17 protein-coding genes and 1 other RNA gene are annotated in these 26,889 nt (G+C 40.1%); 9 read left to right on the top strand and 9 right to left on the bottom strand.

Annotation, left to right across the window (positions count from 1 at the left end; translation table 11 throughout):
• Positions 1–21: 21 nt before the first annotated feature.
• The 7 genes from KX723_RS04440 to KX723_RS04410 form a co-directional block, all read right to left on the bottom strand.
• Positions 22–228, bottom strand: coding sequence for a type IV secretion protein IcmL (locus KX723_RS04440; RefSeq protein WP_246562554.1), 207 nt, complete (start codon positions 226–228; stop codon positions 22–24).
• Positions 229–386: 158 nt separating this feature from the next.
• Positions 387–932 (bottom strand): OmpA family protein, encoded by a 546-nt coding sequence (locus tag KX723_RS04435; RefSeq protein WP_218814851.1) that lies wholly within the window; start codon positions 930–932, stop codon positions 387–389.
• Between the two features lie 188 nt (positions 933–1,120).
• On the bottom strand, positions 1,121–3,475 hold the full coding sequence (locus KX723_RS04430; protein WP_218814850.1) for a TraM recognition domain-containing protein: 2,355 nt from the start codon (positions 3,473–3,475) through the stop codon (positions 1,121–1,123).
• Positions 3,475–4,596 carry a type IVB secretion system coupling complex protein DotM/IcmP gene (gene icmP, locus KX723_RS04425; RefSeq protein ID WP_218814849.1) on the bottom strand — a complete coding sequence of 374 codons (1,122 nt, stop codon included), beginning with the start codon at positions 4,594–4,596 and terminating at the stop codon, positions 3,475–3,477. The genes KX723_RS04430 and icmP overlap by 1 nt, the downstream gene beginning before the upstream one ends.
• Positions 4,597–4,689: 93 nt before the next feature.
• Positions 4,690–5,265, bottom strand: coding sequence for a Dot/Icm secretion system protein IcmQ (gene icmQ / locus KX723_RS04420; RefSeq protein ID WP_218814848.1), 576 nt, complete (start codon positions 5,263–5,265; stop codon positions 4,690–4,692).
• 8 nt (positions 5,266–5,273) lie between these two features.
• Positions 5,274–5,552, bottom strand: a complete 279-nt coding sequence (locus tag KX723_RS04415) for a hypothetical protein (RefSeq protein WP_218814847.1) — start codon at positions 5,550–5,552, stop codon at positions 5,274–5,276.
• A 62-nt stretch (positions 5,553–5,614) separates the two neighbouring features.
• Positions 5,615–6,802 (bottom strand): class I SAM-dependent methyltransferase, encoded by a 1,188-nt coding sequence (locus KX723_RS04410; RefSeq protein ID WP_218814846.1) that lies wholly within the window; start codon positions 6,800–6,802, stop codon positions 5,615–5,617.
• A gap of 149 nt (positions 6,803–6,951) precedes the next feature.
• Between KX723_RS04410 and KX723_RS04405 the strand changes: the two genes are divergently transcribed.
• Together KX723_RS04405 and KX723_RS04400 are read left to right on the top strand one after the other, a co-directional pair.
• The gene (locus KX723_RS04405) at positions 6,952–7,707 is read left to right on the top strand and encodes a pteridine reductase (RefSeq protein ID WP_218814845.1); all 756 of its coding nucleotides are present in this window, start codon (positions 6,952–6,954) and stop codon (positions 7,705–7,707) included.
• Between the two features lie 67 nt (positions 7,708–7,774).
• Positions 7,775–8,575, top strand: coding sequence for a hypothetical protein (locus tag KX723_RS04400; RefSeq protein ID WP_218814844.1), 801 nt, complete (start codon positions 7,775–7,777; stop codon positions 8,573–8,575).
• Positions 8,576–8,593: 18 nt separating this feature from the next.
• Here KX723_RS04400 and ssrS read toward each other — a convergent pair.
• A non-coding RNA gene (gene ssrS / locus KX723_RS09840) (6S RNA) lies at positions 8,594–8,755 on the bottom strand.
• 134 nt (positions 8,756–8,889) lie between these two features.
• The gene (locus KX723_RS04395; protein ID WP_218814843.1) at positions 8,890–20,436 is read right to left on the bottom strand and encodes a hypothetical protein; all 11,547 of its coding nucleotides are present in this window, start codon (positions 20,434–20,436) and stop codon (positions 8,890–8,892) included.
• 211 nt (positions 20,437–20,647) lie between these two features.
• On the opposite strand from KX723_RS04395, the gene KX723_RS04390 reads away from it, so the two are divergent.
• The 7 genes from KX723_RS04390 to sufU all read left to right on the top strand — a co-directional run bounded on the left by KX723_RS04390 (position 20,648) and on the right by sufU (position 26,887).
• Entirely contained in the window at positions 20,648–20,818 is a 171-nt protein-coding gene (locus KX723_RS04390; protein ID WP_218813323.1) for a hypothetical protein, read from the top strand.
• A 202-nt stretch (positions 20,819–21,020) separates the two neighbouring features.
• On the top strand, positions 21,021–21,476 hold the full coding sequence (locus tag KX723_RS04385) for an SUF system Fe-S cluster assembly regulator (RefSeq protein WP_218814842.1): 456 nt from the start codon (positions 21,021–21,023) through the stop codon (positions 21,474–21,476).
• Positions 21,473–22,915 (top strand): Fe-S cluster assembly protein SufB, encoded by a 1,443-nt coding sequence (gene sufB, locus KX723_RS04380; RefSeq protein ID WP_218814841.1) that lies wholly within the window; start codon positions 21,473–21,475, stop codon positions 22,913–22,915. Before KX723_RS04385 ends, sufB begins: the two co-directional genes overlap by 4 nt.
• Before the next feature lie 170 nt (positions 22,916–23,085).
• Positions 23,086–23,841, top strand: a complete 756-nt coding sequence (gene sufC / locus KX723_RS04375; RefSeq protein WP_218814840.1) for a Fe-S cluster assembly ATPase SufC — start codon at positions 23,086–23,088, stop codon at positions 23,839–23,841.
• Positions 23,842–23,846: 5 nt separating this feature from the next.
• Positions 23,847–25,178: a Fe-S cluster assembly protein SufD gene (gene sufD / locus KX723_RS04370; protein ID WP_218814839.1), complete on the top strand. Its 1,332-nt coding sequence runs from the start codon at positions 23,847–23,849 to the stop codon at positions 25,176–25,178.
• Entirely contained in the window at positions 25,165–26,439 is a 1,275-nt protein-coding gene (locus tag KX723_RS04365; protein WP_218814838.1) for a cysteine desulfurase, read from the top strand. The genes sufD and KX723_RS04365 overlap by 14 nt, the downstream gene beginning before the upstream one ends.
• Positions 26,432–26,887, top strand: a complete 456-nt coding sequence (sufU, locus tag KX723_RS04360) for a Fe-S cluster assembly sulfur transfer protein SufU (protein WP_218814837.1) — start codon at positions 26,432–26,434, stop codon at positions 26,885–26,887. The genes KX723_RS04365 and sufU overlap by 8 nt, the downstream gene beginning before the upstream one ends.
• Positions 26,888–26,889: the final 2 nt, after the last annotated feature.

Raw genomic sequence — 26,889 nt, 5'->3', positions numbered from 1 at the left:
CTCTCTTACAATTTATTCTTATTAAGCACTCGCTTGTACAGGCGAATCCAGAGAGACCAAGCGAGTTATTTGCCCATCCATAGAAGTAGCATAAATATCCGAAACAGGACGGAAAACAGCTAGATAAATAACTAAAGCGCTGAGTAGTAAAATAGCCGCCAAGGCTAACAAAAGCCCGATGCAAACTCGATTATAATTATCTCGATAAAAACCTTTTCGAGACCGCACTAACTCAATTCGGCTGCCCACCTTACCCCTCTACACCTATACAGGATTTATTTGAGCGAACTATAACCTAGTCTTATTAGAAAAAGCTACTTTTAAATGTATTATTTAATTATTCGCCAATGTTTTTTATATTTTTGCCTATTTTACAGGCGTAAAGACTATTGACTCTGCTCCGGCTGTAACAAACGAGCCCTTATTTCAACTGAAAAAACACCCGGCGCATCATCACTGAAACAGCCCGTACCTTGTTTTTGCTTATCGCTGACCCCCGTCCAAGCACTCGCCGTAATCAGTCGTGTATTTAAACCGTGTTGTAAAAGGTAGTCCACAATCGCTTGCGCCTGCTGCTGTTCTAAACTGGTATTCGCTTTAAAGTCATCCGCCACCTCTAAAGAGGGGGTATACGCTAATACACTAATGCCAAAGTTTTTTCTCTGATTAAGCAAAGCCACTATCTGATCCAAGCTAAGCAACGAGGTTGCTTGTAAAGTATAAGTGTTTTTGCCGAAAAATCGCTTAGTAGGGAGCACTAAGCGCAGCTCATCCCCAAGTTGAATCACTTGTACCCCCCCTTTTTTTAAATTATCGATTTGATTCTGCTGCTGATACATCACAGAACCTGGCACGGGCGTAGCGACCGGATGTTGACTTGCACATCCGCTCAGCAATAAAACACTAAAAATAAAAAAATGGCATGATTTCATAGCTTAAACACTTATATTGATATTAATTTTACTTATATTCTAAAACACCAGACTACCGTTTTTATACGCACAGCAATGGGGTTTTCGGCAAGGCGCTGCAAGAATGAAGCAACCGCAGTGTATATAACACACATGAGGATTGCGAGGCTAGCGGGAACGCCGCCGAAAATTCAAGTGCAAAGCGTATATTATTCTTTTTCCTTCTGGGGCTCTTCCCGTCCCTTCTTAATACTTTCAACCAGTTCCTCGGTTACTTTTCTTATATCCTCAGCAGAAAAAGCCGTGGTTACTTCAGGCGGATAATGTGTCGCCACCGTCATATCTTTTACAATTTCTGTCGCAATACTGAGCGCATGTTTTTCAAATTTACCGGATATTTTTTCTATAACCGCCATTTGCCCTTGTGTAACGCTGCGATTTAAGAAAGGCGCGGAAAATTGATCGATATTATCCGCCAATAATACGCTTTGTAATTTAGCTGAAATGTTCAGCCTGCTAAATAAATTTAACTCACCGGTCTCTAAAATTTCTTCTTCAATGCTGAACGCTTCATCATTTTCTTCTGTTTCATGTATAGCTAATAAGGCGGTTAATGCCGCATCAATTGGCTTTAAATCACTGTCCTCGCTTAAAGTATCCGCTAAATCAGCAATAATAGAAGACTCATCTAATTTATCGAGTGCAAATGCGTCTTTATCCATCACCTTTTTAAAGTTAATCAATCGCTGTTGTAGATTGATCATCACACGATGGGTAGGCAGCCCCACCTTTAAAAACTGATTTAAACGCATCCGTTTCACAGGCAGCGGATTCGCATAAAATAAACGTGCCCGAATAATTTTTGACTTAAATAAAATATGCGCTTCACCTTCGCGTTGTTCTTTCAGGTCTAACAGATCAATACGCGCACGTTTTTCACTGGAAGCACTACGTGTATCGGCATAATTATTCAGAAGACTTTCGGCACGTGTTTGGAAAGCATCCACCTTCGTTACCCAAGCCTCGCCTGCACTTTTCGAGAAGAAATCCCAAGTTTCTAAGGGATCCTCTAATTTCATACACAGTTTTATATTACAGTTTGCACCGATAGAGGCCGCTTCTTCTTTAGAAGCCTTTTGAAAAGCAGGTAAATCTTGGCCGGCAAAAACAATAGAAAAACCTAAGGATCGTGCCTGTGCGGGAACCACAGCAAATCCAGGCACCGCATAGTAACCATATTCATCTAATACGCATAAATAAGGCGTCAACGCATTGGTGGGTTTTCGTTCGATAATATCGCTATAATCACCCTCAACTTCTTCTCCTAAACCAGCCGCTAACATCGCTTTCAGCGAAGCAATAATAATTTTACCTAAATTAGACAATTCATCCGGTGATTTCTCAAATGCCGGTAATAACACTAATAAGATGCGTCGATTCAAAACAACGTCCTTTAAATCAACTTCCGCTAAATTAGTCCGTAAAATATGCCCATAGGTATCCGCTAGCGATCCAAACACACGGGTTAACTGCATGGTAATAAAACCATGCTGTTCTAACACCTGAGAAACTTGTTTACCTTTTTTTGATTTATCATAACCCGGTAAGTTGATGAGATAGTTAGTAATCGGCTCCAAGACTAAGTCCGGCACTTCATTTAAACTCAACGGTTCCTGACCATCACGTGGGAACACTTTATCGACTACAATGTTTTCTACGCGTGTTAATTCAAAATAATTCCGCACCACGTGTACATCTAATAAAATAGCGCCTTGATCGCGCATATAAACCAATAGCTTCATTAACGCTTCAACGAAAACTATCGCACGCCCTTTCCACATATCACCATCGGGGGTCTTACTGCTACCGTCCATCAAGCTCACCACGAGCTGCGATAACATACTCGATGAACCGTTCGCAAAGGGATTCATGGTATTCGACAAACGTTTCTCTTGGGGTCCAACGATATCCCGTGCACCCGTCATAAAGTTTACAACCAAAATATCGTCTTCACGTCCCATCGAACGCGCCATTGAAAATATTTTAGCGTATAAGCTATTATCGCCTTTTCCATCCACATAGATAAAACCACTGCCTTGCACCAGCGCATTAAAAGCAAGCGAAACTAAGGCTTCTGTTTTACCACTACCGGTGGAACCAAAGATTAAGCAATGGGTACGCATATCATCATTGCTAAACCAAAGCTCTTCGCCCGTAGAAATTTCATTACCAAACAAGCAAATACCGCGCGCTTTACGCGGTTTATTACTACTTGGCATTAAGTCATTATTATCCAGTTGCTTTGCACGCTGCGGCATACGAAACGGTAATGAGGTTTTACGGGTATAGGCATACCAAAAAGAAAGAACGCCGAGTAATAAAGCGATGTCGGCAATGGCAGGAAGAAAAAAAGAACCTGAAGCAAATCCTACTAATAAGATAGTAACGGCTTGTGGATTTTTAAAGAAATCAACAAAACGCTGTCCCAGCGTACGCGTATCCCGTAATAGTCGACGGGGATCTTGTTCATGCTTTTGTTCTAAGCCACGTGCAACAGCAACCATTAGTCGGAGTCCGGTATATATAAAATATCTTTAATAGCGGCATCCAAACCATTAACGGCTTCATCTACCATAGGCGCCAGTAACCGCCTTCCCATTGCGCGCTCAACATTCCAATGCGCAAAAGGTCCAGCTACTTCGGAGCAAACAGTTTGCCGCCCCACTGAATTTAACATAAACCACAACGCCCTATCCGTGGGTTTTAACCATAAAAAATCAGCCGACGCTAGTACACCGTCTTTTCTTGCTAATTCTAACATCGAAGCCATTACGGTTAACACGTAGGCATGGCTATGAATAACGCGATTAACCGCTTTATTATGCTTATGTTGTTCCCACAAAGCATTAACACCGGAAAAATTAAGCCGCCCTGTTTGGGTTGATTCGGCTATTTGTAATAACAACTTAAGTGCACCATCACGATCGTGGTTAGCCCGTGCCGCAAAAACCGCCAACAACGCTTTAGTTGAGGGCGTTAAACGTTCTACATCTTGCCAATAATCCCCTAATTGTAATGTAAACACATGATGCGCTACATCTCGTCGTATCTGCACGCTGGTTTGACTACGCGGTGCGGTCGCGGTCATCGTCAATACTGTTTTTTCCTCTCGGAGTAGCTGATGCTTCTTTGCAAATTGCATAGGCGTTAAAGCCATTGCCCAGGCACCTTTATCGATATCTTCTTTAACCAAATTAAGCTTAACCACGGGCGTAATCTGCGGCCAATTTTGCCGTTCCGCCTCCGTTAATGACTTCATGGTATAAGTTTTTTTAAAGTTTATATTGATATGACCAAAGTAAATAATAGAGGCTAATACAACTAGCACTAGAATAACCGGGTAACGTAAGTACTCGCCAACGGTTCGACTAATATCGAGTAATTGTGAAAACGCGACGGCCGAAGGCGATAAATGCTTTATTTCAGCAGGTAGATAGGAAACACTCGGTAGAAAAAAGGCAATGAAACGGGCTTCCCACGATTTAATGAGCAGCGTGAACCCTACAATTTGCGTATGGAAGAATGCCCACAATAACCACCCAAGCACGAAAAGGGCTATGATAATCCATAAAGGTGCAAGCGAATTATCGCCTGATTGCTGTTGTGGACCGGAAGAAGGCGGCATAAGTAAGTGTTATTCTTTTAATTGCTGTGAGTATACGTTTATATATGGCAATCTCAAAATTTCTGTTCTGCCACTTGAGGCCACCCTGTTGACTCAAGCCTGCTTAACTAAAAAATTTCCGACCAGTTTATAATGGCCTGAAGCATGCACTAGACGAACAATATTATGTAAGGTGATGGCCCCTTCCTTCAATATAAGGAGTTTACGCCCTTCTCGATCTACTCTTGGCTGTTCTACTGAATCAGCTAAGATAGAATCAGCATTCACCTTCAGCACCACATAGGCATTATTAGGATTTCTATCCGTTAACTGTATAGCTGCTCGGACATCATCCTCATTCTTATAGATAGGCCGACCCATGGAATAATGCACGAGTGAAGCAATAACTTCTTGCCACTTTTGTATATTACTGCCCTGTGATTGGTAAAGCGATATATAAATTTCGGCGGTATTATTCAGACCTTGACCCAACGAATCATTACCGCTAGAGACCTCTCGCTTCAAGTGTTCTAGACCAATGTCTGCTTCAAATTGACTGTGTAATTCTTCTAATTTTTTTTTTATACCTTTTAGAAATAAATTAGCTTGCCAGGGACCTTCTTGAATACCTTTGTCTAATATTTTTTTTACTTCTCTGGCAATCTCTACTTCTTGTTCTGAATAAGGCATACATAAACCTATTTACGGTAATTAATGCCGGTACTATTAAGTGGCGAGACTGTTGACTCAAGGCTGTTTTTCATCTCGTTTAGATTGTTAGCGCCTTTTTCTAAAGCATCAATAACCGGTGTTTTAGACCCCGCTTTGTCTAAAAGAAGAACCTTAATTAATCGCATTATAGAACTGCGCAAATCTTTAATTCCATCAGTCACTTTTTTGACTTTATCGATAACTGAGGCCTTTTCTCTCACCAGGGCTTCCCCTTTTTCAGCAGAGAACATTGTTCTATTCGCCATAAACCTCTTCCTTATTTTTATTATATAAAAGTTTAAACATATTATTATGCACCAAACTAAACCTACAAACGAGCCCGCTTATCATACTGCAGAAACCCCTGTAGTGTTGATTGATATCCACGAGTCAGCCCTATTACCTTAATTAGCTCGCCCATTTCATTCGGCGAAGTTAAATATTGCACCTGTCGATTGATATCCACAGCTGCAATCGCATTATAACATTCTTCCATGCATTGTAACAAACCACTATTAATCAAAAAGGCCGCCTGAGATGTAAACCCGGCTAAATCCAACCCCGCCTCTATGGCATAACGGGCCAGTAAACTAAAATCAACCGAGGCGGTCAGGTCTTGTAGACCCACTAAAACAAAAGGATTGCTATGACCACGATGCTGGTAGTAACACATCGATGTACCTAAACAGCGGTCTGGGTGATAGTACTCATGCGCCGGGAACCCATAATCAATAATCAATATCAAACCTTGCTGTAAAACCGCGCTCAGCTTATTCATCCAATCATACAAACCCAAACAAACTTCAGATTCATAGCGAAGCGTTTCATTAAAATAATTTAATTTCAGCTGCGCTAAGCGGTTTTCAAGCGGCGGTGAGGCTAGCGGTGCGCAATGCCAAGTAAAGTTATTTTCTACATGCGTCACACGCATTTCTTGAATGCTATTCTCTTCCCATAAAAATTTATGCACGGGTAAGGCATCCACGACTTCATTCGCAATAATAACCCCTGACAACGGCTTATCAGGCCAATCGTCTAACCATTCAATCAACGGGAATAAATGTGGAATTTGCGCTTTGAGCCTATCTTGTTGGCGCTGTTTTAGATCCGGACTAATTTCTAAAATTTTATATCGTACTGGTAAAGCGCCCTTCCTTTCTAAAAACAATAAGAGATCCTGGGCCATTTTACCGGTTCCTGCACCAATCTCTAAAATATCACCACCACCCCACTGCCCAAAAACTTCCTGACATTGTCGCCCTAGGCATTGTGCAAATAACGGCGAAATTTCCGGTGCGGTGACAAAATCACCCTGTTCACCCAATTTATTTAAACTCGCGGTATAATAGCCAAAATTCGGCTCATACAGCGCTAACGCCATAAAGCGCGCAAAACTAATTGACTGGGTTTCATCCTGCTGAATCGCATTAATGATCAATTGGCGCAGCGCTTCACTTTGCGCTTGATGCGTGGAACTAAGATGTGGCAAATCAGCGAGTGTTTTTGTCGCCATCATTCTACTGGTATACTCACAGCAATTGGATTTTTGGCAAGGCGCCGCGAAAATAAGCAACCTTCGTTCCTACAACATACATGAGGATTGCGAGTTGAGCGATGACGCAGCAAAAAATTCAAGGGCGAAGCGTATATAGGTAAAAAATTAATATGTCTGATTCTAATACAGATTCTAAAGTTGTCCTAATCACCGGTGCTGGGAAACGCGTAGGTGCGACGATTGCCCGTCACTGTCATCGCCAAGGCATGCGTGTTGCCATTCATTACCGCTGCTCAGCCACAGAAGCCGAGGCACTGGCACAAGAACTGAATCAACAACGGCATGATACCGCTATTACCTTACAAGCTGAACTACAAAATACCGACGCTTATCCCGATTTAATCAAAAAAGTCATTGCACAATGGGGACAATTAGATGTCCTGATCAATAATGCCTCCAGCTTTTATCCAACACCCCTCGGTGAAATTACTGAAAAGAGCTGGAGCGACTTATTAGGCAGCAATTTAAAAGCGCCACTTTTTTTATCCCAAGCGGCGCTACCTTATTTAAAACCGCAAAAAGGCTGTATTATTAATTTAGTTGATATCCAAGCCCAACGTCCTCTGAAAAAATATCCGGTTTATTGTGTCGCAAAGGCTGGTCTGGTGATGCTCACCAAGTGCTTAGCCAAAGAATTAGGTCCTTCCGTCAGAGTGAATGCTGTTGCGCCGGGCATTGCACTTTGGCCCGAGGATGAAACTGAATTTAATCCGGCGCTACGTGAAAAAATCGTTGGCCGTACCGCACTAAAGCGTGCTGGAACACCGGATGATATTGCAGATGCCGTTACTTTTCTTATCCAGCATGGAAACTATATTACGGGCCAAATTATTGCTGTCGATGGAGGCTTATCACTCGATTATTAACAGCCACTTATAGAGCGCCTATGCTTTTTCACTTACTTAACGCTAACAATAAGAAAAGCAGATTTTCATGCCAGAAGAAAAACGTATTAATGTTGTCAATAAAAACATACCAACGAGTGGACTGGGCCTATTAGCTTATGCCGTATCCAGGTTTGCACACGATATAAATCAACTAGCAAGCGGCGTAAAAGGCATTTTTAACCCTGTATTTACACCGGATACGGAGGGTGAGACGCCATTAGAAGAGGGTGATGCATTATCAAAAGAAAGTGAACCTTGCAAAGAACCCAGTCTATTAGCAGGGCCATCTAATGCCATATTTACTGCTGAGGATGCGGAAACGCTAAACAGCGCTAAAATTAAGATAGCAAAACTTAAAGAAGAATTGCTGAATGAAGAAGCACAGCAGAAAACTCCCTACACTCAGCTAGCCGATAGTCCCTCAGCAAAAATAAGAATACAATCAATACGCCACCAGCTTGATCCTGTATCTAGGCTGATGAGCGATAAAATCCGACGCTTGGTTAAAGAAGGAAATGACAGCGCAAAGAGGAAAGCCAGACTACTTGCTGAAATTACAAAACCTATTTCAATGCTGTTAGCATCCAATCTTGAACACGAATACTATCGTAAAAACGCACTAATCCAAGCTATCGCCACCATCAGAAAATCTATTCTAGATAACCAGCGTGAACTATCGAACTATAGCAGTAAATGGGGCAGCAGTTTCTTTTTTGGCAAAATACTTAGAATCGACCTGGGGAAGCGTGTCGCCAGTAAAATACTCATAGATAGCTTAACGACTGAATTAGATGAGATTGAAAATCAGCTTGGGATAAGAGGATTGACTCCGCGCAGAGAATGGTGAGGACAACGTAGATAAAGTAAAAGCTCCGTTGGTGTCTTAATCTACTTGAAAGCGACTAAGCTATAATGGCGATATGTGATGCACTTTAGGCTTCCTACTCGAGGTAGGCTTGCACACCATGCTTCAAGACAATCCCCAACCTTCTAGGATCAAACTTCAAGCGCAATCCAACGGAGCTTTAGTAAAGTGTAGCTTCAATTAGACATAATGCAAATACGAGCAAATTTAATGCATTATTCCGAAAGAGAGGCCAATGCAGCACTTGCTTTGGCCTCCTCTCAATTGCCCTTATCATGCATCGGCTCTTTGGCTAACTAAGCACGGCCTCTCTGCAATATACGCTGCGACGGCGCATCATCCTTTAGCTGTGTTAGATTATTAATATTCTCAAGTAAATAACGTAAATGCTTAGGCACATTATCATATTGATTCTTAATAAAATCTTTTAAGCCCTTTAACTCCATTGAGCCGGGAAGCCATTCATCGGCAACAGGTATTTTTTCTGCTAATGTTTTTAATTTAGCTTGTTCAGACAAACGCTCACGCAGTATTTTAATTTGCAACCCTAATTGATCTTGTAATAAATCATTTAAGTTATTTTTCGTATTCAAACTTACCTGCTCATTGACCAAACAATCGTGTGCCATACTCAAAAACATCTGCACCGTTATGTCATAAAGACGACTATACCCTTTTTTATTATGTATTTTTGCTTTATCTTTATAGACATCGCTATCGCTTTGTAAAATATCTCGTTGTGCTTCCAATATCTGTTTAAAACTAAGTAAATAAACATCATCGATTGAACCTGAAGAATTCTCACTGTCTAAATTTTCAAGTGATTCAAAGAATTTGTGTGCCTGCTCTTTGCGCAACTTATTCGTAAACCAAAAACTGGAATACCGAGCGCGTTGTGCCGCTATATACTGTTGACGTTCAATTAAAAATTCTTCATTAGACGCATGATTAACGCTATTAGCGGCAACAGCAAAAGGTGATCGCGCCACAATAGCAAGCTCTCTGGTTACACGCATTAATCGTTGAAAACCATCCCTAATTGATAAACGAACCTGCTGATCCTTGGTTATTTTATCTGGAATAGACCCAAGTTGTTTCTGTATAAGCTGTAGATAATATTTCCAACAGTTATTATTAAATGCATCGCCTAAATTAAGCACCCCATGATGCAAATACTGCATGATTTGCTGCCTTTTCTTTTGATTCTGCGTAGAAAAATCATAGAAATAATCGGCATAATTCTTCTTGTTAGCTAATTCATTTGCCTCGCAAAGTATCGAAAAAGCATGTAGTAACGCATCAACCCTAGCCGGACTATCACCAAAATGCGCTTTACATAGCGTTACCATAGCAATTTCCGGAACTTTCTCGCCTTTAAGTGTATTGCTTACTTTAAAGAACTCCAAATCACATTTAAGTTCATCTACACTTCGATCAGCCATACTATTCACGTAACGCAGCATAAGCTCTTTTGCGCTAGGATATTTTCGGGCATAGCTATCAATTTGCTCCAGAATTTCTAAAACAATTGAATTCCCTAGCGTATCCAGGCTTAAATTTTTCCACTGCTCGAATAAAGGGCTTAGTATATCGCTATCGCCTTTAGCACTATTGATAAGCGAAACAAACGTACACATCTGGTTAAGCTGTGGCTCAATTTCATTAGGATCTGCATTTAAAATTTCTAAAAGTTCAACGCGTAATCTACTTTGATCATCTAGAGATAATTTTTCTATATCTTTAAATAAAACAAAGATTTTTTCCAGCAATGCCGGGCAATTTATTTTTTCATTAGCAAAATTTTCAGCTAAAATTAAGTGCACTGCGTGTGAAATATTTGAATATTTTGTTAGCAATCCAAAGAAAACCTGATTTTTTATTGGCGACATACTTTCAAAACCGTTTAAATAAGCGTTATAAAGCGCTTTTTTATCCGGATCTGAGGGTATTTCATATTCTACTTCTGGCTGGATGATGCCTTGTTGAGATAGAAAACTATTTAATGCATCACCAGCCTCTTTGATCGCTACTATATTATTTTTACAATCTTCAAGAGAGTTTTTACCCAACGCAAATGTCAACTGTTTACTAATATAGCTTAAGGAGACATGTGCCGGTAAATTTACCAACGGCTTAAAACTTTGCTCGAAAAACGCCGGATTTTTTTTCTGGCTGTTTAATAATCGAATTAATTCTTCAGTCTCATATTGGCTTATTGCTACACGCTGACTTAAGAAATACCAGAAATTTCCCTGCTCCACAACCGATACGCCAGACAAACAACCAGGCGCAGGCAGATAATTTACTCCATCTTGGTTTGGTGTTAAATACATAGCAAACAAAGGTTTAATCACATGCGGTGATTCCCCTAGTGCTGCTGCATTTTTCTCAAGATAGATGAATAACTGTTCTACACGCGCATCCGATCCCTCATCCAGCTTAGCCAGTAGATTAATAACATAAGCAATATCTGCTGCATTCGTATGGCACATTAATAATTTGGTGACCTTTGGATCTTGAGCAAATATCTGTTGAATATAGTTTATATTTCTAAAGTTATCCCAAAAATTATCATGCACGGCATGCGTAAAGTCATCAATAAACTGTAAAGAATCATCTTTAACATAAGCCGTTTTAATGGTATCCATAGTCAGTTTAAGCAAGGCATCATTTTTTGCCATGTCTTCTTTACATAACTCGCTAGCAGGTTTTTTAGCAAACCATGTTTGACTGAAGAAACGCTGCGCAGATTTCATATAGTTAGTTGCATGCTCGTCGCCTGCACTACTCAATACTTCAACTAACGCTGACCACGCGTCGCAAGAAAGATGATAGGCCGAAGCGTTTTGAACTATTTCTGTTAATCCTGTGAATAATTCAATACGGCGTTTTTCTTGCTGAAGTGCCGGCGTATTATCAGATAAGTCTATACTCGCTGCGTATAATTGCCTATAAAACTTATCTAGACCCGCATAAAACGCTTCGACTAATTCAGCATCTTCTCTAACAAGGTCGTTAGCTATACCTGTTAACCATTGCTGGTAAAAATTAATCACCGTTTCTCTATCCGCTTCATGCGCGATAGCTTGCCCTGGCAATCCGCTATACGGAACAATAGCGCCTTTTGATAAATGCGCTTCCATAACGGCTGGCTCAGCCGCTTGTTCGACTGGCTTGCTAGCAGGTGTAATCGTATCTAAACAGTTATCAACTAATCTCTTTAACTCATTAAGTAGCTTGAAAGTGTCTGCGTAGCGATCCTTTTCAACATTGTCAACATTTTTATCCGGATGAAAGACAAGCGTCTTTTTTTTCAGCTCTTTACGTAAGATCTGTAATTTCTCTTTATCCCCTGGCAATAAACTATTTTCATCAAGCTTTTTTTGCCAGAACTTTAAATCTATGTTGGCTTGTTTTTCTGCTTTATCGGCTAATGTATCGATTCTAAGCGCTGTACTACCATTAGGTATAAAGTCTAATAATAAAAAGTAATCAAGATCGGGATACCGCGCAGAAAGTATTTCCCACTCCTGCGCCGCTTTGTCGAAAAATTCTTTATAGATCGCATCACTATCAGCTAATTTGCCAGTAAGACGTGCATTCCAAAGCGCTTCTATTTTTTTTCTACCGTCTAACCAAGCATCAATCAATCTTGTATGAGAAGAACCCTCTGTATTGATATATTGATGCAATACCTGCTTAACATTACCGCTCATTGAGGCAATGATAAGCTCTTTGCAACGCAAAAACTTTTCTTGTTGTTGCTTAATCTCATCACTTAATTGCACCACAGAGCGCATTTTAATATAGTTTTCACGACTGTCTGCATTAGATAACCAAGCAAATTTTTCAGACTTGTTACTATTATGCTTCGCTATCTTTTCATCTAAATGAACAGTCTGTTCTTTTTCAATCGCTTCAAGTCTTGCTTTATAGTCCGGAGAATTAAAAAATTTAGTGTATTGCTTTTGTATGAACGAATTATCAAAGATATCTTGACACGTTCCTTGCGCACCATTACGTCCTTGACGCCCATATTCCTGCTTGGTGACACGTGAACTGGTTGCATAGGTGCGTAATACCATCAGACCTTTTTCTGATTTTGGTTTGATATCGGTGCCGCGTCCTAAACGTGAACTAATCGTTACAGCCGCCTTATTTCCAGCATCTGGCACGATCTGACTTTCTGTTTTACCACTATCATTCGTATCGACGACAAGAGTACTCAGATCATAACCAGGGTGTCCTACTTGCAATTGTTCACTTATTTTTTTAGCAATACGTTTAACAGCAATATCATCTTCACAGGTAATTAATATCGGTTGGTCTTGATGACTCATGATCTTAGCCACTAAGCACTCGATCTGCGCCTGTTCAGACTCACAAAACTCACTCGCTAAAAACTCTGTTCTTATTCGCTCGTGACTCGGTGGTTTGACGACATGCTTGATCCCATAAATCGCCTCATAGGTCGCTAGATCATCCTTATTCCCTGCCGTACCGGTACAACCTTCTAATTTACAGTAATATTTTTTTAATAAATAAGACGCGTTTTCCGATAAAGCAATTTCGGTACAGGGCTCAACAAAATAATTCGGTGTTTCGCGAGCGGCTGCCGCTTCTTTATTTAAGCGTACATGTAAAAATTGTTGTACTAAATCACTATAAGTAGAACCGTGTCTAACTTGATTATTAATCACTACTTTAGCAAAACGTGTATGGATAACCGTATTGCCAGTCAGCAATTTTGACTCAGGCCTTTCACAGAAATGAACACCTTCGTCTAAACCATGCGCGGTATGCGCAGCAATCAACAATTGCTTTAACTTTTGATCACGTTTTTCAACCGCTTCGGCATTATTGTCCAAGGCCGGAATAATATATTTTTGAAAAAAAGTAGACTGTTTAGGTGCTTGTTTAAGGCATTCTTGTAAATAGCGGCACAAAGGCTTTAGATGTCTTTCACGAGAAATGCGCGGATCAGATTTAAAGGCATCCTTATGTTCCAAATAAAAATCATAAGCCGCTCTATAAACCCATTCATCTAAATTATAAACCACATCACTGTCTCGGCTATCTGAATAATTAAACTGCGTTTTCTCATCCTTTAAAACATGGTCACACTCATCTAAGAAGGCAACCCGATTATTGGTATAAAGATTAACGGCCTGCTCGCCTTGCCAGATATGTCTGGATTGAAACAAACTAAAATTACCGATAGTTGCGTAATTGATAGCCCCTACCATACCTGCATGCTCTAAAGAAGAAGCTACTTTATAAGTCTTCGCGTCGGAACTTTCGGCAATATAGGCATTTTGAATACCAAACGCATCCAACACGGGCATAAACTCTTCATGATCACGTTTCGATAAACTATCTTTAGCACTGAATACATCCACGACAAAGCCGGTTAACGCCAAATAGCTAGCGCGCATCACCGTAATTATGCTTTTCCCTTGTCCCGTGCGCACTTGATGCAACAAACTTTCATCGTTATAAAGTGCTGCATAAATTAAATCGAGCATTTGTGTGTGATTTGCCCATTTACCCGATTTACGTAATAAAGCTTCCCGCATACAGGCCAATAATTGCGCTGAGCGCTGATGTTTTTCTTCCTCAGAAAACGCACCTTTTAAGGCTAACAAATTCTCCTGCAGGATTTCTTGTAACACTTGCATTGGCTGTACATGCAATTGATTCGCTTCAACATAGCTATTGGTGTAATAAAAAAGATTAAGCAGTTTTTTTTGTTCGCTATCCGCCAGCTGTGTTTGTCCTTTACGCTTTAAGCCTTTCAATATTCGATCTAAACCTTCTTTATCTGCTGGGGTAATACTGTAATGCCGCTTAGAACTTCCATCTTTGTTGCTTGCTTGATCGATGGATTCATAATGATGAATTATTTCTTCTGCCGAATACAGTTCCTTTTCAGTAATTAAGCGTTTAAGCAAGCTAACTGAAGGACAAGGGGGAGTTGCATAATAGACTGTAAGTGCTTTTAACTCGGCTACAGGCAAGCTGGTAAGCACTGCTTTGAGATTTATAACGTCACTATTACCTGTTGATAAATCTGTTTCTGTAACGGCTTGCGTTAAAATCATTTGTAAGTACGGTTGTTTTACCGTATCACTTATTGTAAAAGCATATTTTAAGCCCGTTGTATCTATTAACCCTTTCTGTACCCATTGAATTAATGTAATCTGACTTTTTTCCCATAACGAAATTAAAGCTTCATTACGCGCGTCCGCTGAATCAACAAATACTTGCTCAGCCGCTTGGGTAACCCTAGCAAGTATTACATCGAAAGATGATTTTTTCGCTGCCATTGCCTCAATCAGCTGACCGCTGGCATTTAACCAACGCGTACTTGCCTTAACCGCCTGAAGCCTTAATAAAACCTGTTCAGCTTCCCCTACATAAGCATTGTTTTGTAAAATTAATTTAATTAACGTGGACTTACATAAACTAGGCAGCTCATTTTTTACCACGCGTTCAATCGCGTTTTGTTGCTTTCTATCGGCCGCTTGATTAAGTTTATTTAAGCGCGCATTAACTAGACTGGAATTAGGATTTTTAATGGACTCGTTCAACACCGTATTCAGTAAATCCACTGGATAATGCTGTTGTGAGAGGGTGTTTTTATCCATTAAACAGTTTAACCAGCTTATTAATTGCGGCACTGAATAGTAAAGCGCAGGTTTAGATAACTTTACTTTTTCTAATAAACAGCCAATTAATTGTCCTACTTCGTTGTAATGGGTTTTTTTATCTAAACGAATAAAAAATTCCGCTAAGTCTTTCATCTGTTCTTGAAGATCTAGATCTGATTTAACTGCCAGATGCGAGGTTAATTCATTTAGTAAGGATAAATTTTGCGCTTTAAAACCTTCAAAAAAACTTTTCTCTAAATATTGCTTACTTTCCTGACGTTCTTCCTCTTTAAGTGATTTAAAATCAGCATCCTGATAGCTAATCGTGCAGCCTTGACTCAGCCATTGTTCTATTATGCCTCTTCTTGTAGCAACAGGGCTGGTCGCCGTTGAAATAGATTGATAAGCATTTTCAAGTTCTGTATAGCTGGGTAAATAACTCGATGTAGAAAAATCAATGGACTGTAATTGTTTTTCAAACAACTGCAACTGATCTTGCCTCCTTGAGCCAATGGATTTTGCTGTTAAGAGTTTTCTTCCTTGGGCGATGTCATCCAATAACCAAGGATAGTAGTTTAATAATGGTTCTAATGCTTTTTTCTGCGATACAAGCTTAATAAGTTGATCAAATTTATCTTTATAATTAGCTTTATCCGTAACTCTGTAACACTGAATCGCACGTCCACAGTTGTTAATAAAATCAATTGCTTCATGAGACGGTAATTTTTTCAACTCTGGTAAAGCGTTATTTTCTAATAATGTTTTAGCCAAAAGCGCTATATCACTAAAACGAATTTTTAGTGTGCCACGCAATAAATTAGCATCCAAAACAAACTGCTGATTGATCCAATTTAAAATTTCAACATCACAACTTTGCAAAGCAGTGAAATGGCTTCCTATTTCAGGATGATCGGCTACACGATCAACGCCTAAAGCAATACACGCCAAATACAAACGTGTTACAAGAAATGATTCTTGCTTACCTTCAATTGCAGCGAGTCCAGCGTAAAGCTCGTCTTTAAATAGATTAAAGTCGTTAAAATCAAGCCGGATGTGTTGACTCGCATAACGCAATGCTTGCAACTCAATTAATCCCGCTGGAATCTTTTTATCCCATTTAGCACAATAGCTTTTTTCATCACCCTCAGCAGAGGCCGTAAATTCTTTTAATTTTGTCTGTGCATGCCAGTAAGGGTAATCCTCATATTGATTCGCATAATAAAAGCCATTATGGCGCCAATCTATCTGATCGATATGATTGAAAATGCTTTGCTGTATTATATTCCCTGCTACTTCAGCACCTACTCTTTTTAATACACGATAAAGCCTGTCAAGGAATACCTGTGCTTGAAAATTTTCATCGCCCGCTAAACACCGGAAAAATGCAGCTTTATCGATAGCAAGCTGCGCTTCTTCAGCTAAACCCAGTACTTTTTGAAAGGCATACCATAAATCTGCATAATGCATATGACCGGTTGCTGCACCATGCGCATCGACTAATTTCCACCATAGCGCTTGATAATCCGGTTTATCTTTTAAAGTAACCATGCTGAGCGCATAAGCATCGATCTCGGCTTTATCCAATAACTCTGAGCAATTTAGCGAACTATCTAAAAATCGCTTTTTCCATACCGCAAAATGATCCGCCCCAAATTTTTTATAGATTTGATTCGCAAGAAATAAGAAATGTTGCGTCCCTTGATTGTCTTGCCTTTGATTTTCTATATCATAAACATTAAAAAGCTGACCAAATGCCTTGAGATTTGATTCAGTCAATGCTGTAGCACTATCTGGCGTAAATAAATCATTAATTAATGCACTAGAAGATGAATATTTATTTAGGATCCATTTTTTTAATATTGTAAGGCAAGCATTAAAATCACCCGCTGTTATAGGTTTAGCAGGGTTATTGAGCTCAAAATATTGTAGGCTAGTAGAAATATTTTCATCGCGCAGTGTACCGTCCGTTAGCATTTTAGTTAACACGGCCCTAGCATTAGCAACCCGCTGTGGATCCTTATCTTCTAAGGCCAGATGTTTCCATACGGTTAAAGCCTCCTGATCTGTTAAATTCTCATTAACTATCTTTGTAAATTGACGAAAATCCCCTCTAAATTCACTTTCTACTGCGGCTTGATGAAGTTGTACCGTAAATGGATTACGTTTTTTTAAAGCTAAAGACGCCCGTTCTCTTAGATCTCGTTTTTCACGTTTTTCATCAAAACATAAAATTAATCCTTTATTTCTCGAGTAATTTAAATAAAAACCAGCAGGAAGATTGTCTTTGGAAAAACCCAAGCGAAACTGCGGCGCATTCTGCATTATTTTTTGCACCGCCTGTGGATGAATTTTCTCAATGACCTGCGCTGCATTTTTATCACTACCCACCCACAGCGAAAACAACTGCGCTAAATCAGTTTTAGTCCAACCCGATGCATTTTTAATATCTGCCGATAATTCGTCCCATATTTTCTGGCATTTTAAATCGATATTGCCACGGCTAATAAGATTTTTTTCATCGCCGTGAAACGGAGTAACTTCTTGCTCCTGCTCTTGTTCTTGCTCTTGCTCTTGCTCCTGTTCTTGTTCCTGTTGAAATTCTTGCGTTACTTCTTGTTGTAACTGTTGCTGAATACCCGGTGTTTGTGCAGATAGCGGATATAAAATATCGTCGCCATCAAAAGGCTGTTCTTTTTTAGCATCTTGATCCGCAATAATGACTTCCGCATTTAATCCCCCGTCCGCAGCAATATAAATAGACTGAGTATTTTTTATTAAAGAAGCTTGGCGAAGTTTTCTTTGATTATCTAGAATCTTATTTTGAACTTCACGATACAGTGCTTTTACTTCACAATCGTTTTTATCCGTATAAGCGTCTCTATCCCAAGCGGGTATACGAATTAAAATGGCTAAACCCTTAACAGCCTCCTGCTGCAGTGCTCGCAGAAAATCTCTACTATTTAAATCTTCAATATCTAAATTATATAAAAGCACTTCGCTGAGATCATTCGGAAATTTTTTATGGCGATCATTTAAGCCCGAAATCAGACCTTTAACAGCGCGTTGATTCTCATGTGATAAACTATCAGGCATAATCAATGACAAGCTATTAAATAAAGGGTTACAACCCTTTCCTAACCGTCTATCAAACTGCCTAATTTTATCTGTTAGATAAGCAATATATTCATGCGGTTGATCACTTAAACTTCCGGCTAAATCAAAAGTACAGCTAAGATTTGGCGCAGGTTCTTGTTCAATGCCATTCCAAGTAGCCGCATAGTGAATTTCTAAGGCCTTAAAAAACTTATCTAAGCCTTCACTACCCATTTGAGCCATTTGTAGAAAAGCCCATGCTGGCGCATGTGGATCTAATGTAGCTTTATTATTTTCACTGCAGAAAGTATCGCGCCAACTTTTATTAAACGGCGTTATTCTATTAATTAAATCCAAATCTAGCGTAGCACCATACATTTCAAAAAAGCGTATCATTTCCAAACCAGTAGCATCCCAAAGGGTTGTACGTTTTTTTATGCTATCTTCTGCTGCTTGAAGGTGATCAGCTGCGAATGCCGCTAAAAATCGATTGCGCGCCGCACACTGTAAGGGATAGACATAACAAGCATTTAAGTTAGCCAGCGAATTACCTAGCGGAGAAATTTCTCTCAAATGCGGATCATAGTTAAACAATTTTTTAACCCGATCATCATTACTCACTATAGTAGGAAAAACTAGCCGCGCTAATTTGGCATGATAGACAATTTGCAAGGCGCCAATAAGATCGACTGCTTGGAACTTATGCTGTTTAAGCGTTAGTGTTTTTTTAGTATTGTCGAGCTCAAATAAATGCTTATCAAACTTGTCTAATATATTGCTTACCAACAAATCGTCTAAATCAGAAAGTTTGCTTAATAGCGTAGAAACGCTTTTTTCTTTATCCCTACAAATCAATTCATCAACACTAAAACTCGTGAATGGTTTGCGATTTAAAAAGGCCATTCTAACTTCTTTTTCAACGGTATAAGGCCTAAACTGTATTTGCACCCATTCCCACAAAGTAAATACAGGCGTGTTATAGCGATAGGTTTTTACATCCATCTGCTCACGGCACGCTGGGAAAATTCGACCAAATAAAACTGCATACCAAGCCGCTTCTGCAGACATTTCAATATCATTGAGCTGGGTATTTTGCGCTATATTGATTGACTGGGTTTTAATCTTATGTTCTGTAAAAATAGCCGCTACCTCTTCTGGTACTTCAATATTTCCATTCGTATAAGCCACCCATTGCTCGTTTTTTTTATTTAAAAGAATCCATAATGGATCCGCTTCCGTACGAATATTGACAAATAAGATTTGAAAATGCTGCCATTGCGAAGGATGGAAATGTTTAAGTTCGCTAATATGGAAGGGAGCATAATTTGGCGTATCGATATTATCTATAGATTCGACCCTTAATCCATTTTTACTTAAAAAATGTATTACATCGATACGATTGGGCTGGTACGATGACAGAGAAGAATATTTTTGCGTTTTATTACTTGGACTTAATAAGTTATAGAAAGCATTGATAGTATAGGCAGTATAGTTGCTTCTAAAGTTGCGATGCTCAATTGAAAAAGGATAACCTTCTATGGTTTTTTCAAGCCGTTCCTGATCTACATCAGCCCATTTAATGGTTCCTGTCCAGCATTTATTTGGCGTTGTAGAAGGTGTGGAAAAACAAAATGGTTTCTTAACGCCAGAGATTAATTCAGTCCTTAAAAAATCTTCAAGGAAGGATTCAGCTATAGATGCGTGTTGCTTAAGCCACGCATGTCTTCGATAAAGTTGCTCTAATACCCCATCTAAGTCAAGAACGGCAATCCTATCCTCAAAACTTTTTCTTACATTAGCACCATCTAGCCAAATTTCACGATCAAATTTATTTTGATAGTCTTGAACAAGCTGATTATGATAAAGAGCGCTAAACGATTCATCTATATACGCTTTGAGTAGCGCTTCGTCAGGCTTCCGTTGTTTGACCTCGGTTTGTTTTAATCTATCCTTTAGTGTTTCTTGGAATTTTTTTTGTAATTTTATTTTTAATTCTTTTTGAATTTCAGGTTCATAGAATGAAAGCCAGCTGCGCTCCAATGAATTACGAATAGATTCAAGTATATTTGAATTTACTTTCTTCACATCGCATGCAGCCATATAAAACCTTATTGTTATATTATTTTTACAAATAATTCACATTGAACCAAATATAACTTAAGGAATTATTAATGCTGATTTGCATGCAAAAATTCTGTGCATCTATGCTCAAAAAAACAACATAAAAATAAATACTTTAAAAGGGAAAGCGAGAACCTTAGCAAGACGCAAATAAAGAGACTACACCGAAAGAGCGCTTGTTTAGCCATCGATGAGACAGGAAAGCATTGTGAAAGCAATGCGAAGTCGAAGAGCCCGCGATAGGCGTGCGTTGACGGGCGAAGCAGGAAACGCATCACGCCGTAAAGTCATTTGTGGGAGGCACGGGCATGAACTCCGAAGGAGTGAGTGCGTGCCGGACGCAGGACGTATCGCGGCCTAATTTCAGTCGCGTCATGCGAACGAATTTCGGGGACACGATGGCCGAAATTCTTCGGGAGCATAGCGACTCACTTGAGCGATAGGCCTCTCTCCTTGGCAAGTAAGTCTTGCCTTCGTTGCTAATTAGGACTAAAATGGTCCTAATTAAAAATTTAAGCCCCCCCTTAATGCTTACAGCAATGGGGTAATTGTGTTCTTTTTCTATGTTACGACTCAGCAAACTAACGGATTACGCCATGGTGACGATGGCCTATTTGGCCAAGCACCCGGGGCAAGCCCGTAATGCAAGAAATATCGCCGAAAAAACCGGTGTTTCCTTAGCAACCACGAGCAAACTATTAAAACGTTTGGCTAGCCACCAGCTATTGCTGGCGCACCGTGGCATTCAGGGCGGCTATCAGCTCGCGCTCCCCCCGCAAGATATCCCGCTCGGCAAAATTATCCAGGCCTTAGAAGGTCAAATTGCTTTAACGGCATGCAGCCATTCAAACCGGCCGTGCGACGTAGAGAAACAGTGTATGATTCGCGATAATTGGCGTAATATCAGCGCCTTTATTCAGGGTACCTTATTTCAGATCAGCGTAGCCGATCTGATAGAGCCTCTGCCATTAAAATCGCTATTAAAACAACCTTTAGCCCTACTAGAGAATGCCTCATGACCGATGCCGCTTTAGATAAATTACTTCAACAAGACTATCAGCATGGATTTGTCAGTGATATTGAGTCCGATACCATACCCTGCGGGCTCAGCGAATCGGTGATACGCACTATTTCGAGCAAAAAAAATGAACCTGAATTTCTATTGGAATGGCGTTTAAAAGCCTACCGTCATTGGCTCACCTTATCTGAGCCCCATTGGGCGGATTATATGCATTATCCGGCCATTGATTATCAAGCGATCAGCTATTATTCGGCGCCTAAAGTAAAAAAACAGCTAAAAAGCTTAGACGAGGTTGACCCCGAACTACTGCGCACTTATAACAAATTAGGTATTCCGTTAAAAGAACAAGAATTATTAGCCGGTGTCGCTGTCGATGCCGTCTTTGACAGCATTTCTGTGGCCACCACCTTTAAAGAAAAACTGCGTGGCATGGGTATTTTATTCTGTTCCTTTTCAGAAGCGGTAAAAGAATATCCCGAACTGGTCAAAAAATACTTGGGTACTGTGGTTCCGCCGCAGGATAACTTTTTTGCTTGTTTAAATTCAGCGGTATTTACCGATGGTTCGTTTTGCTACATTCCCAAAGGCGTACGTTGCCCAATGGAACTGTCCACTTATTTTCGGATTAATGCAGCAAACACCGGCCAATTTGAAAGAACACTGATCATTGCCGACGAAGGCAGTACCGTCAGTTATTTAGAAGGTTGTACTGCACCACAACGCGATGAAAATCAATTGCATGCCGCCGTAGTAGAATTAGTAGCACTCGATAATGCAACCATTAAATACTCCACCGTGCAAAACTGGTATCCCGGTGACAAAGAAGGAAAAGGTGGTATCTATAATTTCGTGACCAAACGCGGCCATTGTCGCGGTGTTAACTCAAAAATTTCTTGGACACAAGTTGAAACGGGCTCTGCGATTACTTGGAAATATCCCAGTGTTATTTTACAAGGTGATCATTCCACCGGTGAATTTTATTCGGTTGCTGTCGCCAACCATAAACAGCAAGCAGATACTGGAACCAAAATGATCCATATTGGTAAAAACACCAAAAGTACCATTTTATCTAAAGGTATTAGCGCAGGTCACGGACAAAATACCTACCGCGGCCTGGTTAGGATTGCGCCCAGCGCCGAAAACAGCCGTAATTATACCCAATGCGACTCCTTATTAATTGGCGATCGTTGTACGGCACATACCTTTCCTTCGATCGAAACCAAAAATCAAACTGCACAAGTAGAACATGAAGCATCCGCCTCAAAAATTAGTGACGATCAGCTCTTTTATTGTCAGCAGCGTGGTATAGCCACGGAAGATGCCTTATCACTTATCGTCAATGGTTTCTGTAAAGCGGTCTTTAAAGAGCTGCCGATGGAGTTTGCAGTAGAAGCACAAAAACTATTAGGCGTAAGCCTTGAAGGTAGCATTGGTTAATGTACTCTTCGCACTTGAACATTTGGCTGCGTTGCCGCTCAACTCGCAATCCTCATGTATGTTATATACACTCCGGTTGCTTCGTTTTCGCGGCGCCTTGCCAAACGTCCCATTGCTATGAGTACACAATACAGACAAGCTAATAAGTAAATTCAACTTTTAAAAAAAATATGTTAAAAATTCAAAATTGTCACGCAGAAATCGATAATAAAACCATTTTACGTGGTATTAATCTGGATATAAAACCAGGCGAAGTGCATGCGATCATGGGACCTAATGGTTCCGGTAAAAGTACCTTAGCCAACGTATTGGCTGGACGCGGAAGTTACACACTCAGCCAAGGTAGCATACGTTATTTAGCTCAGGATCTGTTGGAATTATCACCTGAACAACGCGCCCAAGCGGGTTTATTTTTAGCGTTTCAATATCCGGTAGAAATTCCGGGTGTAAGCAACGTTTATTTACTCAAAGCCTCTTTAAATGCGATTCGCAAAGCACGTGGTGAAACAGAACTCGATGCGATTGATTTTTTAGCGCTGGTAAAAGAAAAATTAAAACGGGTGGAAATGGATCAAGACTTTCTTTATCGATCCGTCAACGAAGGTTTTTCTGGCGGTGAAAAAAAGCGTAATGAAATTCTGCAAATGGCGCTGTTAGAACCTAAGTTAGCGGTTCTAGATGAAACCGATTCAGGCCTTGATATCGACGCCTTAAAAATAGTGTCTAATGGTGTTAATCGTCTGCGTTCACCGGAAAGATCCATGATATTGATTACCCATTATCAACGCTTATTAGACTATATTAAACCTGATTACGTGCATATTCTTGCGGGAGGAAAAATCATTCGCTCGGGTGATTTTACGTTAGCGCAAACCTTAGAAAAAGACGGTTATGCCACGATCCTACAAGAAGAATCGGTGGCTTAAAAACAATGTTAACAACCGCACTCAATCCTAGCGCTTCTGCCGTTGCACATTATCTCAACGAATACCAACGTGTAGAAAAAGAACTGCCGGGCTATAAGCATGAATCACTCGCATCGCTGCGCAAAACAGCGCTGACACACGTTTCAAGCTTAGGTTTTCCTACGCGAAAACACGCCGATTGGAAATACACGCCACTCACGTCCTTTTTACAAACGCCGTTTTCAATTAATCCAAATAATAGCGAAGCATTATCAGCCGCGCTTGAAACTTCAGATAGCCCATATCGCTTAGTGTTTCTTAACGGACATTTTTCACCATCTTTATCAACAATAAGCACGCTACCCGATCAACTGATCATCAGCGATTTAGCGACACAGATTAAAAATAATCCTGAACACTTATTTAATTACTGCCGAACATCGACTGAACAAACAAACTGCTTTATTCATTTAAATACCGCCTTTATTCAGGATGGCGCTTACCTTTATTTACCCGCTAACACAGTACTAGCCTCCCCCATTGAACTACTATTTATTAACAGCGGTGAACAACAATTTATTCCCATCCGCAATCTAATTATTGCTGAAGAAAACAGCCGCGCGGTCATTATCGAAAAATATATCTCGTTAAAAGAAAAAACCAGTACTTATTTTTCCAACACCGTCACCGAATGCTTTTTATCCGCACAAAGCCATATTGAACATTACAAACTCATAGAAGAAAGCGAAAAAAGCACGCATATGGGCAACCTGTGTGTGACACAACAAGCAAACAGTCAATTTTTCTCTTATTCCATTGCATTAAAAGGCGGTTTAGTACGCAGCGATACGCAGGTTAAGCTTTGCCAAGCGCAAGCGCAATGTCACTTAAAAGGCTTGTACGATGCGCAAGGAAAACAGCACATCGCACATCACACCGTCATCGATCATATTAGCCCTTATACAAGCAGCAAAGAATTTTATAAAGGCATTGTGGGTGATAAGGCAAGTGCGGCATTTAATGGAAAAGTAATTGTTCGACCACAGGCCATCAAAAGCAAAGCCGAGCAACTTAACAAAAACTTACTGCTTTCACGCGATGCTGAAGTGAATACTAAACCTCAATTAGAGATATTTGTAGATGATATTCAATGCACACACGGTGCCAGCATAGGCCAGTTAGATGAAAATGCGCTTTTTTATCTACGTGCACGCGGTTTAAATGTCAGCGAAGCCCGTCAGCTTTTAATTAAAGCCTTTATCCAAGATATTATTCAGCAAATGCCTTTATTAATGTCACACGCTTCATTATCGCCTTCAATAAAATCTTTATTCGCGAGCCAATATGAAACCGTTTGATGTAAAAAAAATAAGACAAGATTTCCCTATTTTTCAAGAAAAAATTCAGGGCAAGCCACTGGTTTATCTGGATAGTGCCGCCAGTATGCAAAAACCGCATTGCGTTATAGAACGACTGCGCGATTTTTACCGCCAAGAATACAGTAATGTACATCGCGGTATTCACCATCTAAGCGAACAAGCCACCGATGTGTTTGAAAAAAGTCGCGAAAAAATTCAACAGTTTATTAACGCTAAATATTTTTCTGAAATTATCTTTGTACGTGGTACCACCGAAGCAATTAACTTGGTGGCACAAACCTATGGTCGTCAACAAATAAAAGCCGGCGATGAAATTATCATCACCCATATGGAACATCATGCAAATATCGTACCCTGGCAGTTACTGTGTAAAGAAACTGGCGCTCAGCTTAAAGTTATTCCTGTTAATGATGCGGGTGAGTTAATTTTAGAAGAATATGAAAAGCTACTCAGCAACAAAACAAAGTTAGTTGCGCTTTGTCACATTTCAAATACCTTAGGCACTATCAATCCTATCAAGAAAATTATTGATTTGGCCCATGCGAATAACACGCCGGTATTAATTGACGGCGCGCAAGCTATTGCACACCAAAAAGTAGATGTACAAGCCTTAGATTGTGATTTTTATTGCTTCTCAGGACACAAAATGTTTGCGCCTACGGGTATTGGTGTGCTGTATGGAAAACGACATTTATTAGAAGCGATGCCCCCCTATCAAGGTGGCGGTAGTATGATCACCGAAGTCAGTTTAGAAAAAAGCAATTATCGGGAACCCCCTTATAAATTTGAAGCCGGAACACCGCATATTGCTGGCGTCATCGGTTTAGGTACCGCGATTGATTATCTGAATCAATTCGATTTTTCAGACATACAAAACTACGAAAAAGAGTTACTCACGTATGCCACTGAACAATTACAGCGCCTGCCCGGTATACGCTTGATTGGTACGGCACAAGAAAAAACCGCTATTTTAAATTTTGTGGCGCACGACAATCAAGGTCAGCGTATCCATGGGCATGATCTCAGTGACATTTTAAACTCAGAAGTCGGTGTTGCAGTGAGAGCCGGACAACATTGCACCATGCCTTTATTACAGCGCTTTAACGTCGACTCTACCGTGCGTGCGTCCTTAGCTTTTTATAATACCAAAGAAGAAATTGATAAATTAATACAAGGCTTAAAAATCGCACAAAGCATTTTTAACGTACCCAACACGACGTCGGATTCTAAGCATGTCTGAGTTAAGAGAACTTTACCAAGAAATGATCCTAGACCATGGACGTCATCCGCGTAATTGTCACGTATTAGCCAATGCGAATCGGCAAGCAGAAGGATTTAATCAGCTGTGCGGTGATCGTTTAACGATTTATTTAAACGTTGAAAATAATACGATTAAAGACATTAGTTTTACTGGTTCAGGTTGTGCTATTTGCATGGCATCAGCGTCATTAATGTCAGAAACGCTAAAAGGGAAAACTGAACAAGAAGCGCAAGTATTTTTTCAAAACTTTCATGAATTATTAACCCATGAAAAAGAACCTACTCACGCGATGCCCTCTTTTAATAAATTAAGCGTTTTTTCCGGTGTTAAAGCCTACCCGGCGCGTGTCAAGTGTGCCACCTTAGCTTGGCATACCTTACAGGCCGGATTGCAACAACAAAAAACATCCGTTTCTACTGAAAATTAAAC

Source organism: Rickettsiella endosymbiont of Dermanyssus gallinae, from assembly GCF_019285595.1.
Lineage (GTDB): Bacteria > Pseudomonadota > Gammaproteobacteria > Diplorickettsiales > Diplorickettsiaceae > Rickettsiella_B.
The sequence above is the reverse complement of the archived record's forward strand: the minus strand, read 5'-3'. Positions and strand labels throughout refer to the sequence as shown.

Excerpts from the sequence above, each read along its gene's own strand:
- KX723_RS04395 (WP_218814843.1), bottom strand. The coding sequence starts at position 20,436 with ATGGCTGCATGCGATGTGAAGAAAGTAAATTCAAATATACTTGAATCT.
- KX723_RS04430 (WP_218814850.1), bottom strand. The coding sequence starts at position 3,475 with ATGGTTGCTGTTGCACGTGGCTTAGAACAAAAGCATGAACAAGATCCC.
- KX723_RS04390 (WP_218813323.1), top strand. The coding sequence starts at position 20,648 with ATGAGACAGGAAAGCATTGTGAAAGCAATGCGAAGTCGAAGAGCCCGC.
- sufB (WP_218814841.1), top strand. The coding sequence starts at position 21,473 with ATGACCGATGCCGCTTTAGATAAATTACTTCAACAAGACTATCAGCAT.
- icmP (WP_218814849.1), bottom strand. The coding sequence starts at position 4,596 with ATGCCGCCTTCTTCCGGTCCACAACAGCAATCAGGCGATAATTCGCTT.
- icmQ (WP_218814848.1), bottom strand. The coding sequence starts at position 5,265 with ATGCCTTATTCAGAACAAGAAGTAGAGATTGCCAGAGAAGTAAAAAAA.
- KX723_RS04410 (WP_218814846.1), bottom strand. The coding sequence starts at position 6,802 with ATGATGGCGACAAAAACACTCGCTGATTTGCCACATCTTAGTTCCACG.
- KX723_RS04435 (WP_218814851.1), bottom strand. The coding sequence starts at position 932 with ATGAAATCATGCCATTTTTTTATTTTTAGTGTTTTATTGCTGAGCGGA.
- KX723_RS04400 (WP_218814844.1), top strand. The coding sequence starts at position 7,775 with ATGCCAGAAGAAAAACGTATTAATGTTGTCAATAAAAACATACCAACG.
- KX723_RS04415 (WP_218814847.1), bottom strand. The coding sequence starts at position 5,552 with ATGGCGAATAGAACAATGTTCTCTGCTGAAAAAGGGGAAGCCCTGGTG.
- KX723_RS04405 (WP_218814845.1), top strand. The coding sequence starts at position 6,952 with ATGTCTGATTCTAATACAGATTCTAAAGTTGTCCTAATCACCGGTGCT.
- sufC (WP_218814840.1), top strand. The coding sequence starts at position 23,086 with ATGTTAAAAATTCAAAATTGTCACGCAGAAATCGATAATAAAACCATT.
- KX723_RS04365 (WP_218814838.1), top strand. The coding sequence starts at position 25,165 with ATGAAACCGTTTGATGTAAAAAAAATAAGACAAGATTTCCCTATTTTT.
- KX723_RS04385 (WP_218814842.1), top strand. The coding sequence starts at position 21,021 with ATGTTACGACTCAGCAAACTAACGGATTACGCCATGGTGACGATGGCC.
- sufD (WP_218814839.1), top strand. The coding sequence starts at position 23,847 with ATGTTAACAACCGCACTCAATCCTAGCGCTTCTGCCGTTGCACATTAT.
- sufU (WP_218814837.1), top strand. The coding sequence starts at position 26,432 with ATGTCTGAGTTAAGAGAACTTTACCAAGAAATGATCCTAGACCATGGA.